Origin of the sequence: Pseudomonas sp. Marseille-P9899 (assembly GCF_903166565.1) — a bacterium.
Classification (GTDB): domain Bacteria; phylum Pseudomonadota; class Gammaproteobacteria; order Pseudomonadales; family Pseudomonadaceae; genus Aquipseudomonas; species Aquipseudomonas huaxiensis.
Genome location: NZ_CAESCG010000001.1, coordinates 882,477 through 903,093, shown reverse-complemented (window position 1 = coordinate 903,093; position 20,617 = coordinate 882,477). Strand labels below are relative to the sequence as shown.

General features: G+C 61.8%; 18 protein-coding genes. 12 read left to right on the top strand and 6 right to left on the bottom strand.

The features are described 5' to 3' along the window. The first annotated feature begins 5 nt into the window (after positions 1-5). Together HWV67_RS04070 and HWV67_RS04065 are read left to right on the top strand one after the other, a co-directional pair. Positions 6-170 carry a hypothetical protein gene (locus HWV67_RS04070; RefSeq protein WP_175650037.1) on the top strand — a complete coding sequence of 55 codons (165 nt, stop codon included), beginning with the start codon at positions 6-8 and terminating at the stop codon, positions 168-170. Positions 171-174: 4 nt separating this feature from the next. After that, a complete protein-coding gene (locus tag HWV67_RS04065; RefSeq protein ID WP_175650036.1) occupies positions 175-816 on the top strand; it encodes a helix-turn-helix domain-containing protein in 642 nt (213 codons plus the stop codon). 19 nt (positions 817-835) lie between these two features. On the opposite strand, the gene HWV67_RS04060 is transcribed toward HWV67_RS04065, so the two are convergent. After that, a complete protein-coding gene (locus HWV67_RS04060) occupies positions 836-1,336 on the bottom strand; it encodes a hypothetical protein (protein WP_110971093.1) in 501 nt (166 codons plus the stop codon). 344 nt (positions 1,337-1,680) lie between these two features. Here HWV67_RS04060 and HWV67_RS04055 point away from each other — a divergent pair, with 344 nt between their 5' ends. After that, positions 1,681-2,523, top strand: coding sequence for an IclR family transcriptional regulator (locus HWV67_RS04055; protein WP_256680002.1), 843 nt, complete (start codon positions 1,681-1,683; stop codon positions 2,521-2,523). Positions 2,524-2,637: 114 nt separating this feature from the next. Here the strand turns inward: HWV67_RS04055 and HWV67_RS04050 are convergent, their stop codons facing one another. The 4 genes from HWV67_RS04050 to HWV67_RS04035 all read right to left on the bottom strand — a co-directional run bounded on the left by HWV67_RS04050 (position 2,638) and on the right by HWV67_RS04035 (position 7,532). Beyond that, positions 2,638-3,831 carry an amino acid aminotransferase gene (locus HWV67_RS04050; protein ID WP_175650035.1) on the bottom strand — a complete coding sequence of 398 codons (1,194 nt, stop codon included), beginning with the start codon at positions 3,829-3,831 and terminating at the stop codon, positions 2,638-2,640. Positions 3,832-3,988: 157 nt separating this feature from the next. Beyond that, on the bottom strand, positions 3,989-5,641 hold the full coding sequence (mqo, locus tag HWV67_RS04045) for a malate dehydrogenase (quinone) (RefSeq protein WP_256680057.1): 1,653 nt from the start codon (positions 5,639-5,641) through the stop codon (positions 3,989-3,991). Between the two features lie 253 nt (positions 5,642-5,894). Continuing rightward, positions 5,895-6,926 carry a DUF4328 domain-containing protein gene (locus tag HWV67_RS04040; protein WP_175650033.1) on the bottom strand — a complete coding sequence of 344 codons (1,032 nt, stop codon included), beginning with the start codon at positions 6,924-6,926 and terminating at the stop codon, positions 5,895-5,897. Positions 6,927-6,968: 42 nt separating this feature from the next. Beyond that, complete coding sequence (locus HWV67_RS04035; protein WP_175650032.1) at positions 6,969-7,532, bottom strand: DUF4262 domain-containing protein; 564 nt, start codon at positions 7,530-7,532, stop codon at positions 6,969-6,971. A gap of 320 nt (positions 7,533-7,852) precedes the next feature. Here HWV67_RS04035 and HWV67_RS04030 point away from each other — a divergent pair, with 320 nt between their 5' ends. Beyond that, entirely contained in the window at positions 7,853-9,343 is a 1,491-nt protein-coding gene (locus HWV67_RS04030; RefSeq protein ID WP_175650031.1) for an APC family permease, read from the top strand. 80 nt (positions 9,344-9,423) lie between these two features. Then, positions 9,424-10,605, top strand: a complete 1,182-nt coding sequence (locus tag HWV67_RS04025) for an iron-containing alcohol dehydrogenase (protein ID WP_175650030.1) — start codon at positions 9,424-9,426, stop codon at positions 10,603-10,605. Positions 10,606-10,648: 43 nt separating this feature from the next. Here the strand turns inward: HWV67_RS04025 and HWV67_RS04020 are convergent, their stop codons facing one another. Next, complete coding sequence (locus HWV67_RS04020; protein ID WP_175650029.1) at positions 10,649-11,551, bottom strand: LysR family transcriptional regulator; 903 nt, start codon at positions 11,549-11,551, stop codon at positions 10,649-10,651. Between the two features lie 164 nt (positions 11,552-11,715). Between HWV67_RS04020 and HWV67_RS04015 the strand changes: the two genes are divergently transcribed. The 7 genes from HWV67_RS04015 (at position 11,716) to HWV67_RS03985 (ending at position 20,559) form a co-directional block, all read left to right on the top strand. Further along, complete coding sequence (locus HWV67_RS04015) at positions 11,716-13,191, top strand: hypothetical protein (RefSeq protein ID WP_175650028.1); 1,476 nt, start codon at positions 11,716-11,718, stop codon at positions 13,189-13,191. 83 nt (positions 13,192-13,274) lie between these two features. Next, positions 13,275-15,275 carry a patatin-like phospholipase family protein gene (locus HWV67_RS04010; RefSeq protein WP_218585582.1) on the top strand — a complete coding sequence of 667 codons (2,001 nt, stop codon included), beginning with the start codon at positions 13,275-13,277 and terminating at the stop codon, positions 15,273-15,275. A gap of 21 nt (positions 15,276-15,296) precedes the next feature. Next, positions 15,297-17,336: an AAA family ATPase gene (locus HWV67_RS04005; RefSeq protein ID WP_175650026.1), complete on the top strand. Its 2,040-nt coding sequence runs from the start codon at positions 15,297-15,299 to the stop codon at positions 17,334-17,336. Positions 17,337-17,342: 6 nt separating this feature from the next. Further along, positions 17,343-17,606, top strand: coding sequence for a hypothetical protein (locus HWV67_RS04000; RefSeq protein ID WP_175650025.1), 264 nt, complete (start codon positions 17,343-17,345; stop codon positions 17,604-17,606). Beyond that, positions 17,606-18,550, top strand: a complete 945-nt coding sequence (locus tag HWV67_RS03995) for an HNH endonuclease (RefSeq protein WP_175650024.1) — start codon at positions 17,606-17,608, stop codon at positions 18,548-18,550. Before HWV67_RS04000 ends, HWV67_RS03995 begins: the two co-directional genes overlap by 1 nt. Positions 18,551-18,663: 113 nt before the next feature. Beyond that, positions 18,664-19,539 carry a LysR substrate-binding domain-containing protein gene (locus HWV67_RS03990; RefSeq protein WP_256680001.1) on the top strand — a complete coding sequence of 292 codons (876 nt, stop codon included), beginning with the start codon at positions 18,664-18,666 and terminating at the stop codon, positions 19,537-19,539. A 93-nt stretch (positions 19,540-19,632) separates the two neighbouring features. Further along, positions 19,633-20,559: a DMT family transporter gene (locus HWV67_RS03985; protein ID WP_218585581.1), complete on the top strand. Its 927-nt coding sequence runs from the start codon at positions 19,633-19,635 to the stop codon at positions 20,557-20,559. Positions 20,560-20,617 lie beyond the last annotated feature (58 nt).

Genomic DNA, 20,617 nt, shown 5'->3' with positions numbered 1-20,617 from the left:
TCTCCATGAGCCACGCCGCCAACATCGTCGACTTCACCCTCTACCGCAAACGCAAGCACGCGCAACAAACCGGTCGTCTGCTGTGGGCGATGTACGCGCAACAGGCCGGCTTCGCCGCGCAACCAGGGAGCGTCGCGGTATCCGCCTCGAAAGCCCCGCGCCAGGCGTGAGGCGATGAATACACCCAACCGTTTTCTGGTGACCTCGGACGAGCCGCCGCTAAGCCTGCCGGAAATCCCCGGCCAGGACGACGATGGTGTCGGCTTGCGGGTCGCACGTAACCTGCAGCGGCTGCGCAGCAAGCGCCAGTTGTCGTTGGATGCACTGGCCAGGGCCAGTGGCGTGAGCCGTGCGATGCTGGCGCAGATCGAGTCCGGGCGCAGCGTCCCGTCCATCCGCGTGCTGTGCAAGATCGCCCACGGGCTGAAAGTCTCGGTCGCAGCGTTTCTCGAACAGCGCGAGTGCGAAGGCGTGACGCTGTTGCCGGCACGGGACAGCAAGCGCCTGGTCAGCGCCAGCGGTGCATTCGTCAGCCGCGCGCTGTTTCCCTACGATGCCGCGCATCAGACCGAATTCTACGAGTTGCGGATCAGTCCGCTGGGGGAAGAGCACTCCGACGGGCATGGACCCGGGGTGCGGGAGAACCTGGTGGTGGCCCAGGGGGCGCTGGAAATCAGCGTCAACGAAGAGCGCTTTCTGCTCTCCACGGGGGATTCGATCGTTTTCTACGCCGACCAGCCCCACCGCTACCGCAATCCGGTAGACAGTGAGGCCGTGGCTTACCTGGTGGTGACCCACCCCGAACGCCGCGACTGAACCGCGCGGCGGTGCTGCATCAGCAGGTGCAGCACATCATCGGCATGCCGTTGCAGCTCATCATCATCGGCATGCTGCAGTCGTTCATCATCTTCATCATCAGCATGCAGCAGTTGTTCATCATTTCCATGCTCATGCCCGCCATCGGCATCATCTTGCAGGTCATGCAGTCGGCCATCAGGGTGCATTCCATCATGCACTTCATCATCGGCATGCCGTTCATTGGCATCATGCCCATCATCGGCATCATCATGCCCATGGCCGCCTGAGACATCCCCATCATCGACAGGTTGCCGCACTGCATCATCATCGGCATGCCGCAGTTCATCATCATCTGCATCATTTCCGCGCTGTTGCGGAACATCGCCATGTCCATGCCGGCAGCAGGCTTCATGGTGCACATCATGCCGTCTTCGACCATCTTGCAGGTCATGGTCGCCATCATCATCGGCATGCCCATCATTGGCATCATCGGCATGTTGGCGCTCATCGGCATCTGCATCTGCATTGCGTTCATCATGGTGAAATCCTCTTCAAATTCGACGATAGGGTGTGGAGTTGATGGCGCCGATTCTAAGCCCGCCCGGCGGCGCGACAAGATGACAGCCCAGCAGCGCCGAGCGCTGCCGGAACGGCCTGAAAACCGGCAATCACATCACCGGAAGACGCCATCGCGTCGCTATCGAAGCAATGACAGATAAAGGCTCCCGTTTCATGACGAAAGCGTCGCGATGGATATCGCCAACGCTTCCATGCTCATAACCCAGATGCATATTTGATCTAAGCCTCTGCAAAAAAATCGCCGATCGCGGCGCAGCTCCCGTACTACGCGCCTCTTCACCCCGCCACGGATCACGGCTAACCTTGGCGACCGGCCAGGACGGCATGTCGCGCCGACCGTTCACCCAGCTTTCGGAAACCACTGTCACGATGGAAATTTCTTCGACTCAACCCGCGCACAGCAGCAAGGACAGCGGCGGGCGCGTTCAGGTCATCGACCGCTCGATCGTGCTGCTACGCACCCTCGCCGGCCTCAAGCACGGCGCCAGCGCGCTGGACCTGGCACGGCTGACCGGCATCGATCGCTCCACCATCCATCGTCTGCTCAAGACCCTGACCCACTGGAGCCTGATCGAATCCCGCGGCGCCACCTACCACATCGGCCCGGAAAGCCTGATCTACTCGGCGGCCTACCTGAACCGCCTGAACCTGCGCCGGCTCGCCCTGCCCTACGCCATCGAACTGCAACGGGTGATCGGCGAAAGCCCGGCGATCGTCTCGCTGTCGGTGCCGGTGGGCGACCAGGTGGTGTTGATCGAACGCATGTGGACGCCGGCCACGCCGCTGAACGTGATCGTCGACCTGGCGGACCAATTCCCCATCGAAGGCAGCCCTAGCGGCCGTGCGGTGTTGGCCACCTACAGCGAGGCGACCGCGCTGGGTGTGCTGGGTGAAGAACGCTATGCCAAGGCGTTGCCGGCGCTGGAACTGATCCGTAGCCAGCAGGATTTCGCCTTTGGCCATGGTGAGTTCAAGCCGGGGTTGTCGTCGGTAGCCTTCCCGATCCGCGTCGAAACCGGCCAGGCGCTGGGCGCTGTGGTGGTGGCGGGCCTGGGCATGGAAGAAGAAACCCACCCGGCTTCGCCGCTGGCCGCCCATGTGCGGCGGGCGTGCGAGGGGATTGCGGCGCAGTTGGGGAATCTCTAGAGACTGTAAGGAGTGGGGCCGCAGGCGCGGCCCTTCGCTGGCAACGCCAGCGCTCACAGCCGGCCGAGCGGTGCTCCGCTTGCCGGCAATGAGGCTCTGGAACTCAGTGAACGATCACTGCACCGCAGCAAACGCCTCAGCCACCTGCTGCAGATTGTCCGGACGCACGCCCGACATGCACACGCGACCGCTGTCGATCAGGTACACGCCGAACTCGTCACGCAGGCGACGAACCTGGGCCACGCTGAAGCCGGTGTAGCTGAACATGCCGCGCTGGGACAGGAAGAACGAGAAGTCCTTGCCCGGCAACAGCACCGCCAAAGCGTCCACCAGGCCCTGGCGCATGTCCATGATACGCAGGCGCATCTGCTCGACTTCAGCCACCCACTGGGCATTCAGGCCGGCATCGTTCAGCACCGCCGCCACCAGTTGCGCGCCAAACGCGGGCGGGCTGGAGTAGTTGCGGCGCACGGTGGCCTTGAGCTGGCCGAGCACGCTTTGCATGGTGTCGGCGTCATCGCAGACCACCGACAGCCCCCCTACCCGCTCGCCGTACAGCGAGAAGATCTTCGAGAACGAGTTGCTGACCAGGCACGGCACGCCGGCACGGGCCGCTTCGCGGATGGCGAAGGCGTCTTCCAGCAGGCCTTCGCCGAAGCCCTGATAGGCGATGTCGAGGAACGGGATCAGGTTGCGCGCCTTGACCACCTCGATCACCTGTTGCCATTGCCCCTGGTTCAGGTCGGCGCCGGTCGGGTTGTGGCAGCACGGGTGCAACAGGACGATGCTGTTAGCTGGCAGGGTCTGCAGCGCCGCGAGCATGCCGTCGAAGTTGACGCCGCCGGTGTTCTGGTCGAAGTACGGGTAGGTGTGAACCTTGAAACCGGCACCTTCGAAGATCGCGCGGTGGTTGTCCCAGGTCGGATCGCTGACCCAGACCTGCGATTCAGGGAAGTAGCGCTTGAGGAAGTCGGCACCGACTTTCAGTGCGCCGGAACCGCCGACGGTCTGCACGGTGGCAACGCGGCCACCGGTCACCGCCGGGTGATCAGCGCCGAACAGCAGATTCTGGATCGCCTGACGGTAGCCGGCCAGGCCTTCCATCGGCAGGTACAGCGAGGCTTCGTGGGGCTTGTCGGCCAGGCGCTTCTCGGCCTCGCCCACCGCCGCCAGTTGCGGCACCACGCCGGCAGCGTCGTAATACAAGCCGATGCTCAGGTTGACCTTGTTGGCCCGAGGATCGGTCTTGAAGGTCTCCATCAACGAGAGGATCGGATCGCCGGCATAGGCATCGACATGTTTGAACACAGCGCGCAACTCCTTGGGACAGGGTCAATCGAACAAAGTGTGTCGAGGATACCCGGAGTGCGAGCGCAGGAACATGCCCTTGGTGCAACCGTTCAGTGCAGAACTGCACGTGGAACGTTTGCATCCGACAGTCGCCCTGCCGAATGCAAACACTCGGTCAATTGCCGGCGTCTGGGTTCAGGTCCGGGTCGGCGTTGCCGGTCTTCTGCCCCAGCGGATCGATGTTGTCCGGATTGGCCGGATCCTGGCGCTGGTCAATGCCCGGCGCCGGCGCCAATTGCAGCACCTCGTTGGTGTAGGCCCACTCCTTGGCGACCAGGTCAGGATGGTCGTTCAGGTGCACGCCGTAGCTGGGGATGATCTGCTTCAGCTTTTCCTGCCAGGCCGACGACGCGAGACGGTCCTTGAACACCTTCTGCATCAGGTCGAGCATGATCGGCGGCGCGGTGGAAGCGCCCGGCGAGGCGCCCAGCAGGCCGGCGATGGTGCCGTCCTTGGAAGCGACCACTTCGGTGCCGAGCTTGAGCACACCGCCCTGGCCCTCGTCTTTCTTGATGATCTGCACCCGCTGGCCGGCCTGCCACAGGCGCCAGTCTTCCTTCCTGGCTTTGGGGAAGTAGGTCTGCAACGCGGCAAAGCGGTCGTCATCGGACTGCATTACCTGGCCGACCAGGTATTTCACCAGGTCGAACTCACGCAGGCCCACGCGCATCATCGGCCAGGTGTTGTGCAGCGACATGCTGGCGAACAGGTCGAGGTAGGAGCCTTCCTTGAGGAACTTGGTAGAGAAGGTGGCGAACGGCCCGAACAGGATCACCCGTTTGCCATCCAGCACCCGGGTATCCAGGTGCGGCACCGACATCGGCGGCGCGCCGGTGGAGGCGATGCCGTAGGCCTTGGCCATGTGCTGCAAGGCGATGTCCTGGTTGTCAGTGACCAGGAACGAGCCACCGACCGGGAAGCCCGCGTAGTCCTTGGCCTCGGCGATGCCGGATTTCTGCAGCAGCGGCAAGGCCGCGCCACCGGCACCGATAAACAGGAACTTGGCGTCGGTGGTGGATTTGCTGCCGTCCTTGAGGTTCTTGTACTCGACGCGCCACGAGCCATCGTCGTTGCGGGTGATGTCCTCGACCTCGCTGGACAGCTTCAGGCTGAAGTTCTGCCGGGTCTGCAGATAGGCCACGTACTGCCGGGTGATTTCGCCGAAGTTGACGTCGGTGCCGATGGGCGTCCAGGTGACCGCAAGCTTCTGCTGCGGATCACGCCCGTCCATCATCAGCGGCACCCATTTCTTGATCTGCTCGGGGTCTTCCGAATACTGCATCGGCCGGAACAGCGGGCTGGCCTGCAGCGCTTCGTAGCGCTTCTTCAGGAAGCGAATGTTGTCGTCGCCCCAGACAAAGCTCATGTGCGGCGTGCTGTTGATGAACGAACGGGGATTTTTCAACACGCCGTTCTTCACTTGCCAGGCGAGGAACTGCCGGGTGATCTGGAAGGATTCGTTGATTTCGACGGCCTTGGTGATGTCCACCTTGCCGTCTTTTTCCGGCGTGTAGTTCAGCTCGGCCAGGGCCGAGTGGCCGGTGCCGGCGTTGTTCCAGCCGTTGGAGCTTTCGTTGGCGACCTTGTCCAGGCGCTCGACCAGTTCCATCGACCAGCCCGGTTCCAGTTCGTTGAGCCAGATCGCCAGGGTCGAACTCATGATGCCGCCGCCCACCAGCAGCACGTCGACCTTCTTCGCCTCGGCGGCCTGCACGCTGGCGAAACCGCACAGCAAGGTCAGCCCGGCGAACGCCGCTCTCCATTTCATCCCGATCGTCATGTTTTCTCCCACGAGGCGAGCCTCGATGTGATTGGCGTGAATTCCCTGCCCATTGGACCGTGCCGCGGTCTTCGCGCCCTGGTGCACGCAAGGCAAGCGAAGCCCGAAGGCGGCCCTCAGGCTTGGAGGGCCACCATCGACGAACAGTTCAAAGGTTAGCTGAGCCCGTGCGGCCTGCGCTGTGTTTGCACAGGTGCAGCGCCGCTGCTCTGGAGAAGAAACGAAACAGGCAGGGATTTGTTCAGGCTCGCGCCGATTCAGGATGCGCCAGGTTAGGCGGGTCTTGAGGCACGGCGCGCAAACCATGCAACGCCTGGACCGCATGAATTCGCGCCACCAGCGCCAGTGAAGCCACCGCCAGGCAGGACAGGCTGGTGTTGAAGGCGACGCCCAGCAGGTTTGTCAACTTCTGCTGGGCAAGGTCGGTGCCGGCAGCGGAGAGGAATAGCAGCCAGCCCAGCACCACCACCAGCACCCAGGACAGCCACCAGCACAGCGGTAACGCGCCGGGCCTGACAGAGTCAGAGGCATTCGGCGCATGACTGACTGCCCAGATCTCATTCATGGCCTGCCAAGGCCGCCAGAGCATCATCGGCGGTATGAAGAACGCCGCCACCACCTTGCCCGGAACAAGGCGCAATGCAGCACCGTTGAGCTGCCAGGCATTGAAGCTGGCGCGGTGAATCCAGCGCAGCATCAGAAACGCCGATACCAGCATGACGGCAAAGCCCCACAGGCCGAACTGCTCCCAGCGTTCGCTGTTGGCTTGTTCATCGAGCATGGCCTCGTCGAGGGAGAGATACACGCCTAGCTCGTAGTTGCTGACCAGGCCGTATCCCATGACATTGCAGACGGTCCCCGCGACCGCGAGCAGAATCTGCGCATACAGTGCCCAACGCACCAGGGCGGTAAGGCCGTCCATTTCGACGAAGGTCTTCACCACCTTGACCCGCCGGGCCGGCTCCGTCCTGCCCCGAGGGTACTGCCAGGCAAACCAGCAGCAATGGATCAGCGCCGCAACGAACGCCAGGGCGTAGTTCTGCAAGAGCTGCAAGGCGCTGGTGAACTGCTCGGCCGGCAGGGTTTTCGAGGGGGCCAGCAGCACCGAGGCATCGAACGCAACCATGCCCAGAACTAGGACGAGGAAGGGTATCGAGGCGTTGGCCCGGCGCCCGCTCAACTGGTTGAACAGCGAACCGGCAACGACGAACAGCAACCACAGCCAGAAGAGCCAGGTGAATCGTTCGCCATACACAGCGACGAAATCGGTCATGGGCAAGTGTCCTTGGAGCCAGTGTGGCATTGGCGCGATCCGTTATTTGTTCAGCAGCGGTTGAGCATCCCGGTACACGGGGTCGTAGCCCTTCTCCCAGGGGAATTTCCCTGTGGCGTCAGGCCAGACCATCTGCACGAAGGGCACATCGGTATCCATGGAGTAGTAAAACCACCCGCCATAATCGAAGTGATCCGGGAAATGATGCATGGCGACGGGGACAAAGGCGATTTGGCTGCCCTCGGCAATGCCGTCATAACCCTTGTACATCTCGAAGGGCGGTGCAGCCTCGATCACGCGCTCGGCAAGAATACCGAGGAACTCCTGGGCAACCAGTGGCGGCAGCCCGACCACCACCACTTCCGCCTGACCGTAATTGGCGTAGAACCCCAGCGAGTACGAGAAGCCGGGGGTCGGACCTTGGGGCGCCACATGCACGGGGTACCAGCCGTTGTTACTGATCTTTCCCAGAATGTGCACATCCAGCCGGGTTTCGGCTCGTGGTGCTTCGAACCCGGGGACGATCGGCCGGATGAATTTCGCTTCGGCAACCAGCGGGAAGAGGCAAAGAAGCAACGTGAAAAGGGTCATACCATCCTTGGACATCTGTGCGTAGCTCTTCCTTGAATGCTGTCTTGTCATGACGTCCCGCGCCGGGGAAGTCCGCATCTGCGCTGTCTATTGAGCAGGCGCGCGGAAGGCTAGCAAATAGCCATCTAGGTGTCGATTGGTTGAACTGCGGCCAACAAGGCGTTGAATATCTCGAACAGATCCAGACAGAAACAAACATCAATAAATCCTGATGCCAGCCGCAGCAATCATGAATTTTTCCTTACGCGACACCGACTTACTCTGGGCCCGAACCTCGAGTGCCCACAGAGGCACCGGATCTCGATAACAATTCCAATACCTGCCGAGGATCCCCAATGCCCGTCCCTCTTCCGTCCAACCAAGACGAGCACCTGCTCGCCAGCCACGGCTACCGCCAGGAGCTGGATCGCGGTCTGAGCCTGTGGTCGTCGTTTTCCGTCGGCTTCGCCACCATTTCGCCGGTGGTCGGCATCTATTCGGTGATGTCCCTTGGTGCTATTAGCATCGGGCCGTCCTGGGTCTGGATCGTGCCGCTGTGCCTGTTGCTGCAACTGAGCGTGGCCCTGGTCTATGCCGAACTGTCGTCGCAGTTCCCGCTGGCTGGTGGCTGCTATCAATGGGTGCGCCGCCTGGTGGGTGACCGCCTGGCCTGGTTCACCGGCTTCCTGTATCTGGCCGCGGCGCTGGCGTCGCTGACCACCGTGGCCTACCTCGGCGGTTTCTGGCTCGGTCTGTTGATCACCAACGAACCGCCCTCGGCCAACACCCAGGTGGCCTGTGGCGCGGCGCTGCTGGTGCTGGGCCTGGGGGTCAACCTGCTGGGCATCAACCCGCTGAAGTACTTCGTCAACGCCGGGATCTTCGCCGAAGCCATCGCCTCCATCGGCATCGGCGTGCTGTTGCTGCTGTTCTTCCGCAACCATGATTTCAGCCTGCTGTTCACCAGCATGGGCGCCGAAAGCGCGTCCGGCGGCTCTTACACGAGCGGCCTGCTCACCGCGCTGGCGGTGTGTGGCTGGGCCTTCCTCGGCTTCGATGCCTGCTCGCAACTGTCCGAAGAAACCACCGACGCCCGCGTCTCCACCCCGCGCGCCATCCTGCGTTCGATGCTGGTGGTGGGCCTGACCGTGATGCTCACTGCCTTCGCCGTGACCCTGTCGTTCAAGGACCCGGCCGCAGTGGTCAGCGGCCAGATCATCGATCCGGTGACCCCGGCGGTGGTGGATGCCTTTGGCGCCTGGGCCGAGCGGCCGTTCGTTGCCATCGTGCTGATCGCATTCGTCGCCTGTGTGGTGTCGGTGCAGACCTACATTGGCCGGGCCATCTTTGGCATGGCCCGCGACGGCATCCTGCCAGGCTCGGCGCTGCTGCGCCGGGTTGACCGACGCAAAGTGCCGATGGCAGCGATGGTGTTCAGCACCCTGGTGGCTAGCCTCGGTCTCGGCCTGGGCCTGAACGCCACGGCGGTGGGCACGTTGATTGCCTTCGGCAGCGGCGGCTTCTTCTTCGTCTTCCTGATCGTCAGCGTCAGCGCCCTGTATGCCCGCCTGAGCGGTCGCTGGGACCCGGCCAAAGGCGCCCTGCAACTGGGCCGCAAAGGTTTGGTGATCAATATCATCGCGGTGTGCTGGCTGCTTTTCGAAGCGATCAACGTGGCCTGGCCGCGGGAACTGCTGGCTCCGCCCGGCGCGCCGTGGTTCCAGGTGTGGGCGGTGGTGGTGGTGTTCTCCGTCCTGGCCCTGTTCGGCCTGGCGTACTTGCTGATCGCCAAGCCCCATCGCCGTATCGCCACCAGCCTCAGCTTCGCCGGCCGCGCCGTCGACTGATTCAACCCCCTGCCCCGCCCGCCTCCTTCACCGGCCTGTTGCTGGCGGGGCGGGCTTGTGCCTGAAAAGAGGAATTCGCCATGTCCACCCTGCATTACTGGAACTACCCCACCGAGATTTTCTGCGGCGCCGGCGCCCTCGACCTGCTGGCCCAACGCTGCGCCCTGGCCGGCATGCGCCGCCCGTTGCTGGTGACCGACCCCGGCATGCTGGAACTGCCACCGCTGCGCGCGGTGCGTGAGCACCTGGAGGCCCAGGGCGTTGATTACGCGCTGTTCCACGGCCTGTCCGGCAACCCGAGCCTGGACGAGGCCCGCGCTGGAGCCCAAGTGTTCGCCGACGGCCAGCACGACTCGCTGATCGCCCTCGGCGGCGGCAGTGCGCTGGACGCTTCCAAGGGCATCGCCCTGCTCAGCCGCGATCCGCATGGCCTTGAGCGCTTCGAGTGGACGCAAATGCTGGAGCACTTCCCGACCCTCGCCGACTACCCCGCGCTCGGTCTTCCCGCGCTGATCGCCATTCCCACCACCGCCGGCACGGGCTCGGAACTTGGCCGTGAAGCGGTGCTCACCGACACCGTGCAGGGCGTGAAAAAGGTCATCGGCCACCGCGAACTGCTGGCCCGCTGCGTGATCCTCGACCCGGCGCTGACCACCGGCCTGCCGGCAAAACTGACCGCTGCCACCGGCATGGACGCCCTGACCCACCACCTGGAAGCGCTGTTCTCGCCGCTGCATCACCCGATGTCCGCCGGCATCGCCGTGGAAGGTGTGCGGCAGGTGAAACTGCACCTGGAAAACGCCGTGCGCGATGGCAATGACCTGGTTGCCCGCGAGGGCATGCTGGTGGCCTCGGCCAGCGCGGCGGTGGCGTTCCAGAAAGGCCTGGGCGGCGTGCACGCCCTCGCCCATCCGCTGGGTGCGCGCCATCACCTGCACCACGGCTTGCTCAATGCGGTGTTGTTGCCGTATGTGCTGCTGGCCAACCGCAGCGCCATCGAAAGCGACGCCGCGCGTCTGGCGCGTTATCTGGAACTGGACGATGCCAGCTTTGACGGGCTGCTGGCCTGGGTGCTGGAACTGCGTGGCCGGGTGGGCATTCCCGACACCCTCGCCGAACTGGGCTTGACCGGCGAAGATGCCGCGCTTATCGGCGAGCTGGCGCTGGCGGATATCTCGTCGTCAGAGACCAATGCGTTGCCGCTGACGGCTGCCGACTATTCGCGGATTTATCGCAATGCGGTGATCGGGAAGTTGATCTGAGCGTTTTTCTTGGGGCCCACCGCTGCACTCAAGCTGCACACAACTAAATCCCCAACCCATGCACCGCCAGCAAATCCTCGATAAACGCCCGCGCCGCCTCACTACGCGGCCGGCCGGTGTAGGTGATCATGCTGTGCACCACCTCGTAGCGCAGCCGCTCGGGTTGCAACGCCCTCATGCGGCCGCGCTCGATCCAGATCTGCGCATAGTGGGTCGGCAGGTAGCCCAGATGAGTACCCGCCAATACCGCGTGGGCCACCGCTTCCATGTGATAGGCGGTGGCCCGGCTGCGCTCGGGGCGCAGCGGCAGGTCCTGGTTCTCGGGAAGAAAGCCGTGGCTGATCCAGTTGCACGCGGCAATACGCTCCAACGCCGGTTCTGCCTCGTCGAACAACGGATGCCGGTCACCGCAGAACACCCCGATCTCCTCGGTGTACAACGGCAGGTAATCCAGGCTCGGCCGCGAGCGGCTGAAGTACGACACGGCCAGGTCCAATTGCCCGTCGATTACCGCCAGTTCCAGCTCGGTGGGTGAGTTGACGTACAGGTTCAACTGCACGTCCTGCTCACGCTGATAGAAGGTCGCCAACGCCTCGCCGAAGCGCGCCTGCGGCAACGTCGCCACGTTGTCCGCCAGCCCCACATAGAGATCGCCCACCAGATTGCCCGACAGCGCCTGCGCCTCGTCGCGGAACAGGCCGATGGCGTCGAACATCGCCTGCGAGGCATCGAGAATCCGCTTGCCCTTGGCGGTCAGGCGAAAGCCACCCTTGCCGCGTTCGCACAGGCGATAACCCAGACGCTTTTCCAGGCTGCCGATATGCATGCTGATGTTCGACTGGCTCATGTTCAGTTCGGCCTGGGCCGCGGTAAAGCCGCCGCACTTCACCACAGTGGTGAAGATGCGCAGCAGGCGCAGGTCGAGGTCGGTGACGGTTCGGAGCATTGGGTTAATGGCCTGTAGCAGGGTGCAACAGTGTAGAGGAAGCGGCATGAGCGAAGGAGTGGTTTGCACACTGACAAAACGGTAGCAAAGTGCCATTGACTTTAACCCAAGCCTATCTACCCTAGCAGCAATAGGCGCCGTGCCTTTACTCAAAGGAGTGAGTCATGAACGGACGGAAACTGCCCGTACTCTTCAGGCAAGTGGCCCTTGCAGGATTGTGGGTTTCTTGGGGCTTGCTGGTACAGGGCTGCACCGGGCCCTCCGGCTCGGCCTCGCTGTTCAAGGCCGGTTCAGATGGCGTGCTCGGATCGGTTTTCGTCGGCTCGGACATGCAGGACGCGGTGAAGAAAACCAATCCCGACGTCGACATGCAAGGCGAGGATGTCTACCAGATTTTCCTCTCCGACGGTTATTTCAAATACCTGCCGGACTTCGGCGGGGTCAATGAAGTCGTGATCATTGCCGAGTTCACCGAAGTGAGCTCCGGCACCAAGGGCGACACCGTCACTACCGTCCTCGGTCCGTTTGAAGGTGTCGCCGACAAGTCCAAAGCGCCCGCCTTCAGCAAACTGCTCTACGGCCCCAAAAAGATGGAGTCTGATCAGGTCAGCGTGACGATTTCGGTCATTGAGTACGACCAGGGCGAGAATGAAGACGCCGCCGCCTTCCTCGACTTCATCGCCTCCGCCAGCCAGGTCTTTTCCTTCATCAACCCTGTTACCGCCACCGAACGCGCCTTCACCAAAGAAATCGCCAAGAATCTGCTGGCCCTGAACAAGGACGAGGTGGTTTTGCGGGTCAGTTTCGATCTGGTTGCCGACTCCGGCCACCTGAAGCAATACAGCAACGTCAACGGTGCGCTCATTCCTTTGGCCCCTGGCAACTACGTGCTGGTCAATCAGGAAGGTTGCGCGGTGACCTCTTGCTTCGGTTACCTGAGTGAAGATCAGCGCGGCAATCCAGTGGCCTTGCTGGGCGATGCAGTGCTGGCCATACCGGTCGCGCTTCGCCAAGGGCTGACCGATACACCGGACGGCATTTCACGAAAGGACATTGCCCCCTCTGAAATGCGCCTCGCCGACCAGCGCCTGACCAATGTCAAGGATGGTACCCGCTTCAGCGACAAGACCTGGTTGACACTGTCGGTGGTCAAGGGCGGCGATCCGAGCTTGTGGGCAAAACGCAAACTTCTGCTCAGTGCCGAGGAGGCCGTCCAGCGCATCGGTAAATCCGCGGGCAACAGGATTCAGACAAGCAATGATTACGACGCAGCGCTAGAGGCGTTAAAGGCGGCCAGACAACAGGAGCAGGCAGACAAAGGCACTCTGAAGCTGGCCACCGCACTGGACAAGAACGGCAACTACACCTTCAGCAATGCCGCCAGGGAGATTTGTCTGTTTCATCCTGTGACGGTCAATGCCAGCACACTGCAGGCGCACTTTTATCGACTGGTCGACGGCAAGCCGCGGCAACCTGTCGTGTCGCCGGAAATCAAACCCGAAGCCGGTCGTTCAACGCCCAACAACTCGTGCTTCAGCGCAACACCCTCGGCGATGTCTCCAGGGAACTACCAGGTCGAATCGCTCTACAGTATCGACACGCAAAATCACCATCAAACCCTCACCTACACCATTCCATAGACCAGCACAGGGCGACCGTTCCGACACCTCGGCACGGCGCCGATCGCTCAAGAAACATGATCCGGACACCAAGGAGGCGTGCCATGAGGGAACAGTGCGATCTTGTCATGAAAGGAGGCATCACCAGCGGGGTCGTCTACCCCAAGCTGATTGCCCAGTTGGCGAAGCAATACGACTTCAAGAATATCGGCGGCACCTCCGCAGGGGCTATCGCTGCGGCAGCCTGTGCGGCAGCGCAATATGGCCGGAACAACGGCAACATCAACGCCTTCGATACCCTTGAGGCGCTACCTGAAGAGCTGGGCAGGCTCAACAAGGATGGCAAATCCAGACTTTTCAGCCTGTTCCAGCCTAGTGAACAGGCCCGCCAACATTTCTCCGTACTCACCGAAGCGCTGAATCAGGACAAGGTGGCCGGCGGGCTGGCGATTGCCAAGGCGCTGGTGAACATGTACCAGGGATTACTGCTCGCTGGCCTGTTGCTGGGCGGCGTGCTGCTCAGTCCCTTTGTCGCCGCCTTGCAACTGGGTTTCGGGTACGGCGCAACCCTGCTAATCGCGCTGTTGCTGATGCTGGTTGTCGCCGGTTTTACCGCCCATGGCTTGAACGGCGCGATAAGGAAACGAGGGATCAATCCGGCCTATCTGTTCGGCCTGTGGGGGCTGATGGCGCTGACGTTAATGGTCGTCGCCAACCATCCTCTCACCTGGCAAATGCTCGGCACGGCTGCGGCCATGTCGATCGTGGCGCTGCTGGTCATCGCACTGCTGGCTGGGGCGCTGGTAGTGCTGTTCCTGCGCGGTTTGCTCAAGGCGCTCCATGCCAACCATTACGGGCTGTGCAGCGGTCGCAACAGTGAGGCGGGCGACGAAGGCTTGACGGACTGGCTGACGCATTACCTCAACAGCCTCGCGGGGCTTGACCCGAAGGGGAAGCCGCTATTGTTTCAGGATCTGTGGGGCAATGACTGGAAAAAGCCGACCATCAACCTCGAAGTGATGACCTCCGCTATCAGCCAGCAAATGGTCTATGCCATCCCTTTTCGCGCGCAGACCCCCGAGTTTTTCTACGATCGTGACGAATGGGCAAGGCTGTTCCCCACGCAGGTCATAGCGCACCTGGATGACTATCAGGCAAAGAGGGCCGGTCGCAGCCCGCAGCCTGTTGTGTATTGCTCCACAGGCAAGCCTCTATACCGCCTGCCCATGCGCGCCAATCTGCCAGTCGTCGTGGCGGTCCGCATGAGCCTGAGCTTTCCCCTGCTGCTCTCGGCAATCCCGCTATACGCCATCGACTTGAGCGTCAAGGAAACCGCCGAGAGCAAAAACAGCAAAAAGCCGGTCAAGGCCAAGCGCGTCTGGTTCTCCGATGGCGGCATTGGCAGCAACATGCCCCTGCACATGTTCGATTCGATGCTGCCCCACCACCCCACGTTTGCGATCAACCTGAAGCCGGAGCACCCGAGCTATCCCATCCAGCCCGTCCCCGGCAAAGACAACAAGGATGGCCGTATCTACCTGCCAGATGACAATAACGGTGGTCGCCAGCGTTACTGGCCGATGCCGGACGACAGCAAGCCGGTCTCGGGCTTGGCCAGTTTCTTCGGCAGTATCCTCAACACAATGCAGAGCTGGCGCGACGAACTGATGTTCCCCTATGCAGGCTTCCGTGACCGCATCGTCCAGATCAGCCTCCAGGGACATGAGGGCGGGCTGAACCTGAACATGCCACCTGCGCATATCACAGCCTTGGGCGACGCAGGAAAAATGGCTGCCGAACGCCTTATCGACAAGTTTCACCCCCAAGGGGCTCAGACAGGAAAAGGCTGGGAGGAGCACAGGGAGATACGCCTGAAGGCCTTTCTGGGCGTCATGCAACCGGCGGTGGACTCGCTTGAGCACTCAATGGCCAATCACAACTGGAGCACACACCTGTCTGGCTACAACCCGAAGCAAAGGCAGGTAGCGGTGAACTTCCTCGTGGGCGTCCAGCAGTTGTCGATCCTTGCTAACGGAGGAGGCGTCAACTTTCAGGAGTCCGCGCCCAAGCCACTGGGCCACATGAAAATCACGCCCAAGATCTGATCCTGCCAAGGTGCAAAATACATGCAGCACATACCCAGAGATGTACCACCGCCCGCGATCCTGACGGGTAGCGCGGCAAAACTGCACCGAGAATCGGCTGCCCATTTCATGATGGGTAGCAGTGAACAGCTCTCCCAGCAGACCATTTCACCTTCGGCGCTGAACCTCGGCCATTCCAGCATGCGCCAAGCCTTGGAAAAACTGTTCAGAGGCCGCTGTGCATTCTGCGAGGCCAGAACCCGAACCCAGCCTTATCGCTTTCGCCCCCTGGAACAGGCGCAACCCTACCAGGCCAGTGAGCACGCACACCTCTACTACAGTTGGCTGGATATTGCCTGGGAAAACCTGTACCCCATCTGCAAATCCTGCCTCCCCAAGGAAGCCAACTATTTTCCCGTTATCGGCAAGCGAGCGCCATTACCCACACTTGAGCAGTACACCCGCTATGCCCAGGAAAACACCGCACTCTGGCCCGACTACCCGCTCAAGGAGCGCCCGGTTCTGCTAGACCCGTGCATCGACCACAACTTTCACAAGCACATCGACGTTCAGAGCGACGGTAACCTGGTGGGGATTTCAGAACACGGTGTGCTGACGATCAGACACTTCCAGTTGAACGCCCCCGAGCGTGTGAGCGGGCGGCTGAATCGCTATCAACGCTACTACCGGATTCTTCTGAAATGGGTGGGCTATCCAGGGAGTAAAACTGCCGTTCCGATTTTCAATTTTTCCGAGCTTGAGTTCGGGGGCACCTGGTACCTGCTGCTGCGCCGGCTGGCTGCGTCGGTTGGCGCCAAAAGAAGCTTGCGCCCAGTGCTATCGAAGACAAGGATCGATCAAATTTTCATCCAACTGCGCCAAACCCGGGACGCCCGTCAGCACCTGGAGAGCTGCTGGCAACAGATCACCATGGAGCACCTCACCGAGTTCAGCAACAGCCGGACAGGAGCCCGGCGCCCCAGTGATGCCAACATCCGCGAGATTCACATCAAGAATTTCAAGGCCATCGAACAACTCGAGATACGCCTACCCACGCCCATCGTGACGCCTGTCTCGGAAGATGAAAACGGCAACAATACCAACCAGCGTACTCCGTCTCTTTTGATCATTGGCGAGAACGCCGCAGGCAAGAGCTCAATCCTGGAAGCTGTTGCCCTTGGGCTCTCTTCCACATCCGCAATCAAAGGACTCGGACTGACAGCGCGCAACTTTATCCTCGACCCGCGCTTCATGGGTGGCGAGGCATCAGCGAAGAGTTCCGGCGCCAGAGTGGAGATACGGCTTTCGAACGAGGCCAGATGCATTTTGCACATCGACCCCGGGCGCATCCATGTCCCGGACGAGCATATCCAGGAGAGCATCCCGGTATTCGCCTATGGCGCCTTTCGTCAATACCAGCACAAACTCAAGCGCAAACCCTCACCCGATGCCTATATCCGCAATCTGTTCGACGGCAGCGTCCTGCCCAACCCTGAGCAGTGGCTGCTCGACCTGCGCCCGGACCGTTTTGCCATGGTCGTTCGAGCACTGCGGCATATTCTGTCCATAGACGGCGGGTTCGAGGTCATCAGGCGAGATACCGACAACCGTCAGTGCTTTGTCGTCACTGCCATGACCGAGAAGGGTGCCGTGCTCTCGCAAAGTACGCTCAATGTTGCCTCTTCAGGCTTTCGGTCCGTTCTGGCCATGGCCTGCGACGTGATGCGCGGAATGATGGATCGGAAGGTCTACCCCAACTTTGAAAGTCTGGAAACGGCCCGCGGCGTTGTATTGATCGACGAAGTCGAGGCCCACTTGCATCCACGCTGGAAGATGAGAATCATGCATGGCTTGCGCCTGGCATTGCCCAACGTGACATTCATCGCCACCACGCATGACCCGCTGTGCTTGCGCGGCATGAACGACGGAGAGATCGTGGTGCTGCGTCGCGTCAAGGCGGGTAGCGAGATCTCCAGCCTCCCGGCACGGGTAGAAAGCCAGATCGATTTGCCACCTGTATCCGGACTGAGGCTCGAGCAGTTGCTGACTTCCGACCTCTTTCAGTTGCACTCCACCGACTAGCCGGAGATGGATCGCCACCTCGCCAGGGTCGCAGACCTGCTGGCCAAGCCCCCACAGACGTTGACGGTCACTGAGCAACAAACCCTCGCCCGCTTCAACCACGACGTGGCATCAGCATTGCCCATCGGGACATCAGAAGCCCATCGAGTGGTTCAGGAAGCCGTCGCCGAGTACCTGAAAGAACGCGCCAGCGAGTCCATCGAAAGGATCGCGAGCACCAAGCATCGGGTCAAACAACGCATTATCGGCGCCCTGCGGGAGATCCTCTGATGCGCCGCGTTGACAGAGGGCCAATCAGTGCCCCCGCCTGCCTGGAAGTCCCGGACAAGACGGGCAAGACCGAGCGCGACCGTGCTCGCGCCCACCAGTCAGATCCTGACCCCCAAAAAGGCACGTTTTCGTTCACCCTCTACAAGCACGAAGACGTCAGACGTGCGCTCGCCAGGCTGTTTCACAACAAATGTGCTTACTGCGAAACCTTCTTCTCCGCTTCCGCGCCAGTGGATATCGAACACTTCCGCCCCAAGTCCTCAGTCAGTGAAGATGCCGCGCATCCAGGGTACTGGTGGCTAGCCATGAGCTGGGACAACCTGCTGCCGAGTTGCATCGACTGCAATCGCAGGCGCAAACAGTACATTCCCACTATTTCGAGCAGCCTTGAAGCGCTGTACGACACCAGCGAGACATTCCATGTAGGCCTTCAACAGACCCAAACCGGCAAACAGGATAGTTTCCCCATCAAGGACCACACCAAGCGCTTCGTTGCGGAAAGCTATGGCCACGACGCTGAAGAACCCTATCTGTTGGACCCTGCGCGAGATGATCCGCGAAAGCATCTGCGCTTCCATATCGACCCCGCCTCTCCTGTGAGCCTAGTGCTACCAACCAGCGAATCAGGACAGCCCAGCGAACGCGGCGCGGTCTCGATCCAGACCTACGGACTGAACCGCCTCGGCCTGGTACAAGACCGGACCCGGTTGCTTCGGCGGCTGGAGTTCCTGGGAGAGTTGCTACTTGAGTTGGGCACAGTCCTCGATGAGCTGGAAACCGCTCCCGCGACGTTGCCCGAACCGACGCTGGCCAACGTACTAAAGCGTCTGAAGCTGCTTCAGGAGCGCACACTGGCGGAGATGCAGGACATGGCCAGGCCGCAAGCCCCCTATTCGGAGATGGTTCGCACCTGGATAGAGCAACTGATGACGCGATTGACATGAAAGGAACCGCTGCTTCGTGGGATGACGTTGCCTTCAACGGGTGAACGCGACAGTGGCCAACTTGTGTTATGAAAGGCGTCTTTCGCTCATCAGCCAGTAGAAAATCCATCGCCATGAACGCCCCCTCTCTCAACGCCCTGCGCATCTTCGAAGTGGTCGCTCGCCACGGCAATTTCCGCCTTGGCGCCGAGGCGCTAGGCGTGACCCAGGCCGCCGTGGCGCAGCAGATCCGCGGGCTGGAGGCCAGCCTCGGGCTGAAGCTGTTCGAGCGCCTGCCCCGCGGCCTGGCCCTGACCGAGGCGGGGCGCTCCTATGCCGTGAGCATTCGCAAGGCCTTCGAGCTGATCGACGAAGCCACCCGTGCGCTGCGGCCGGAGCCTACCCACCTGACCATCAGCGTCACCCCGAGTCTTGCTTCGCGCTGGCTGATCCCGCGTTTGTCCGGGTTCACCGAACGCCACCCGGAAATCGATCTGCGGGTGCTGGCCACCGAGCGCCTGTCGCATTTCCAGACCGACGCCGTGGACATCGCCGTGCGCTACGGCAACCCGCCGTTCGGGCCGGGCCTGAATGCCGAGTTGCTGTTCGACCAGCGCATCGTCGCGGTGGGCAGCCCCGCACTGTTGCAGGCCCACGGCATGCCCAAGGGCTTCGCCGACCTGCGCAATTTCGTCCTGCTGCACGATGCCCACAATTTCTGGCCGCAGTTCATCGCCCAGGTGTTCGAGCATCCCGCCGAGGTCACGCCGAAAAATGTGCGGTTCAACCAGACATCACTGGCGATCGAAGCGGCCATCGCCGGACAGGGGCTGGCGCTGGCCAGCCATTTCTTCGTCCGCGACGATATCCGCGCCGGCAGGCTGCAGGCCGCCGTCAAGGGCGAGCTGAGCGCAGAAACCGGGTTCTGGCTGGTGTGGCCGCGCAAGTCCCGACACCCGGCAGCGCAGGCGCTGGTACGGCAGTGGCTGGAAGAACAGGCAAGCCAGTAGTTTTTCTATCGAATCAGAGAGTTTGCACTGGCTCTCTCCCAAGGCGCTGCGTTGATAGGCTGGAGACCTGTTCATCCTTGCCGGAGCGTGCTTGTGTCAGCCGAAAAAGTCTCACCTTCCGCCGTGATCGCCTTCGTCTTTCTGGGGGTGATCTGGGGTAGCAATTTCATCTTCGTGAAATGGGCGGCGCTGCATGTCACGCCGCTGCAGATCACCCTGTTGCGGGTAGCGTTTGGCTTCCTGCCGGTGCTGGTCTACGCCGCTGCCAAAGGCGTGCTGCGGCGCGAACACCTGCGCCATGCACCGCACTTCATCGTCATGTCACTACTGGCGACGGCCTTGTATTACTACGCTTTCGCCAAGGGCACGGCGCTACTGCCGTCCAGCGTCGCCGGGGTGCTCAGCGGCGCCATTCCCCTATTCACCTTTCTCTGCGCAGCGCTGTTCCTGCGCGGCGAGCGGATCAACGTGACACGGATCATCGGGGTGATTCTCGGCTTCGTCGGCGTGGTGCTGATCGCCCGCCCTTGGTCGGTGCATGGCACCATCAGCCTCGCGGGCGCTGGCTACATGCTGGCCGGCTCGTTCAGCGTCGGAGTTTCCTTCGTTTATGCGCGGCGCTTCGTCAGCCCGCTGGGCCTGCCGGCGGCAGCGCTGACCACCTACCAGATCGGCTTCGCCCTGTTGCTCCTGCTGGCGGTCACGCCGCTCGAAGGGATTGGCGCGGTGTTCGACGACAGCCGCGCCTGGATTGGCCTGATTTTCGGCCTTGGCCTGCTGGGCACCGGATTGGCGTATATCGCCTACTACCACATCGTCGAATCCCTCGGCGCCATCGCCGCCTCCAGCGTCACCTACATCCCTCCAGTGGTAGCGTTGCTGATTGGCGTGCTGGCTGCAGGCGAGAAGGTCGACGCCATTGCCCTGCTGGCCATCGCCTTCATTCTGGCCGGTGTGGCCTGTCTTCAGTGGGGAGCAATGGCGCGGTCGCAACCGCGTGGGTCGCTTGTCAGCAGATAAGCGAACCCGCCAGCGCCGTGCCGTACCAGAATTTCAGGATCTGGCACGTCGGCGCACT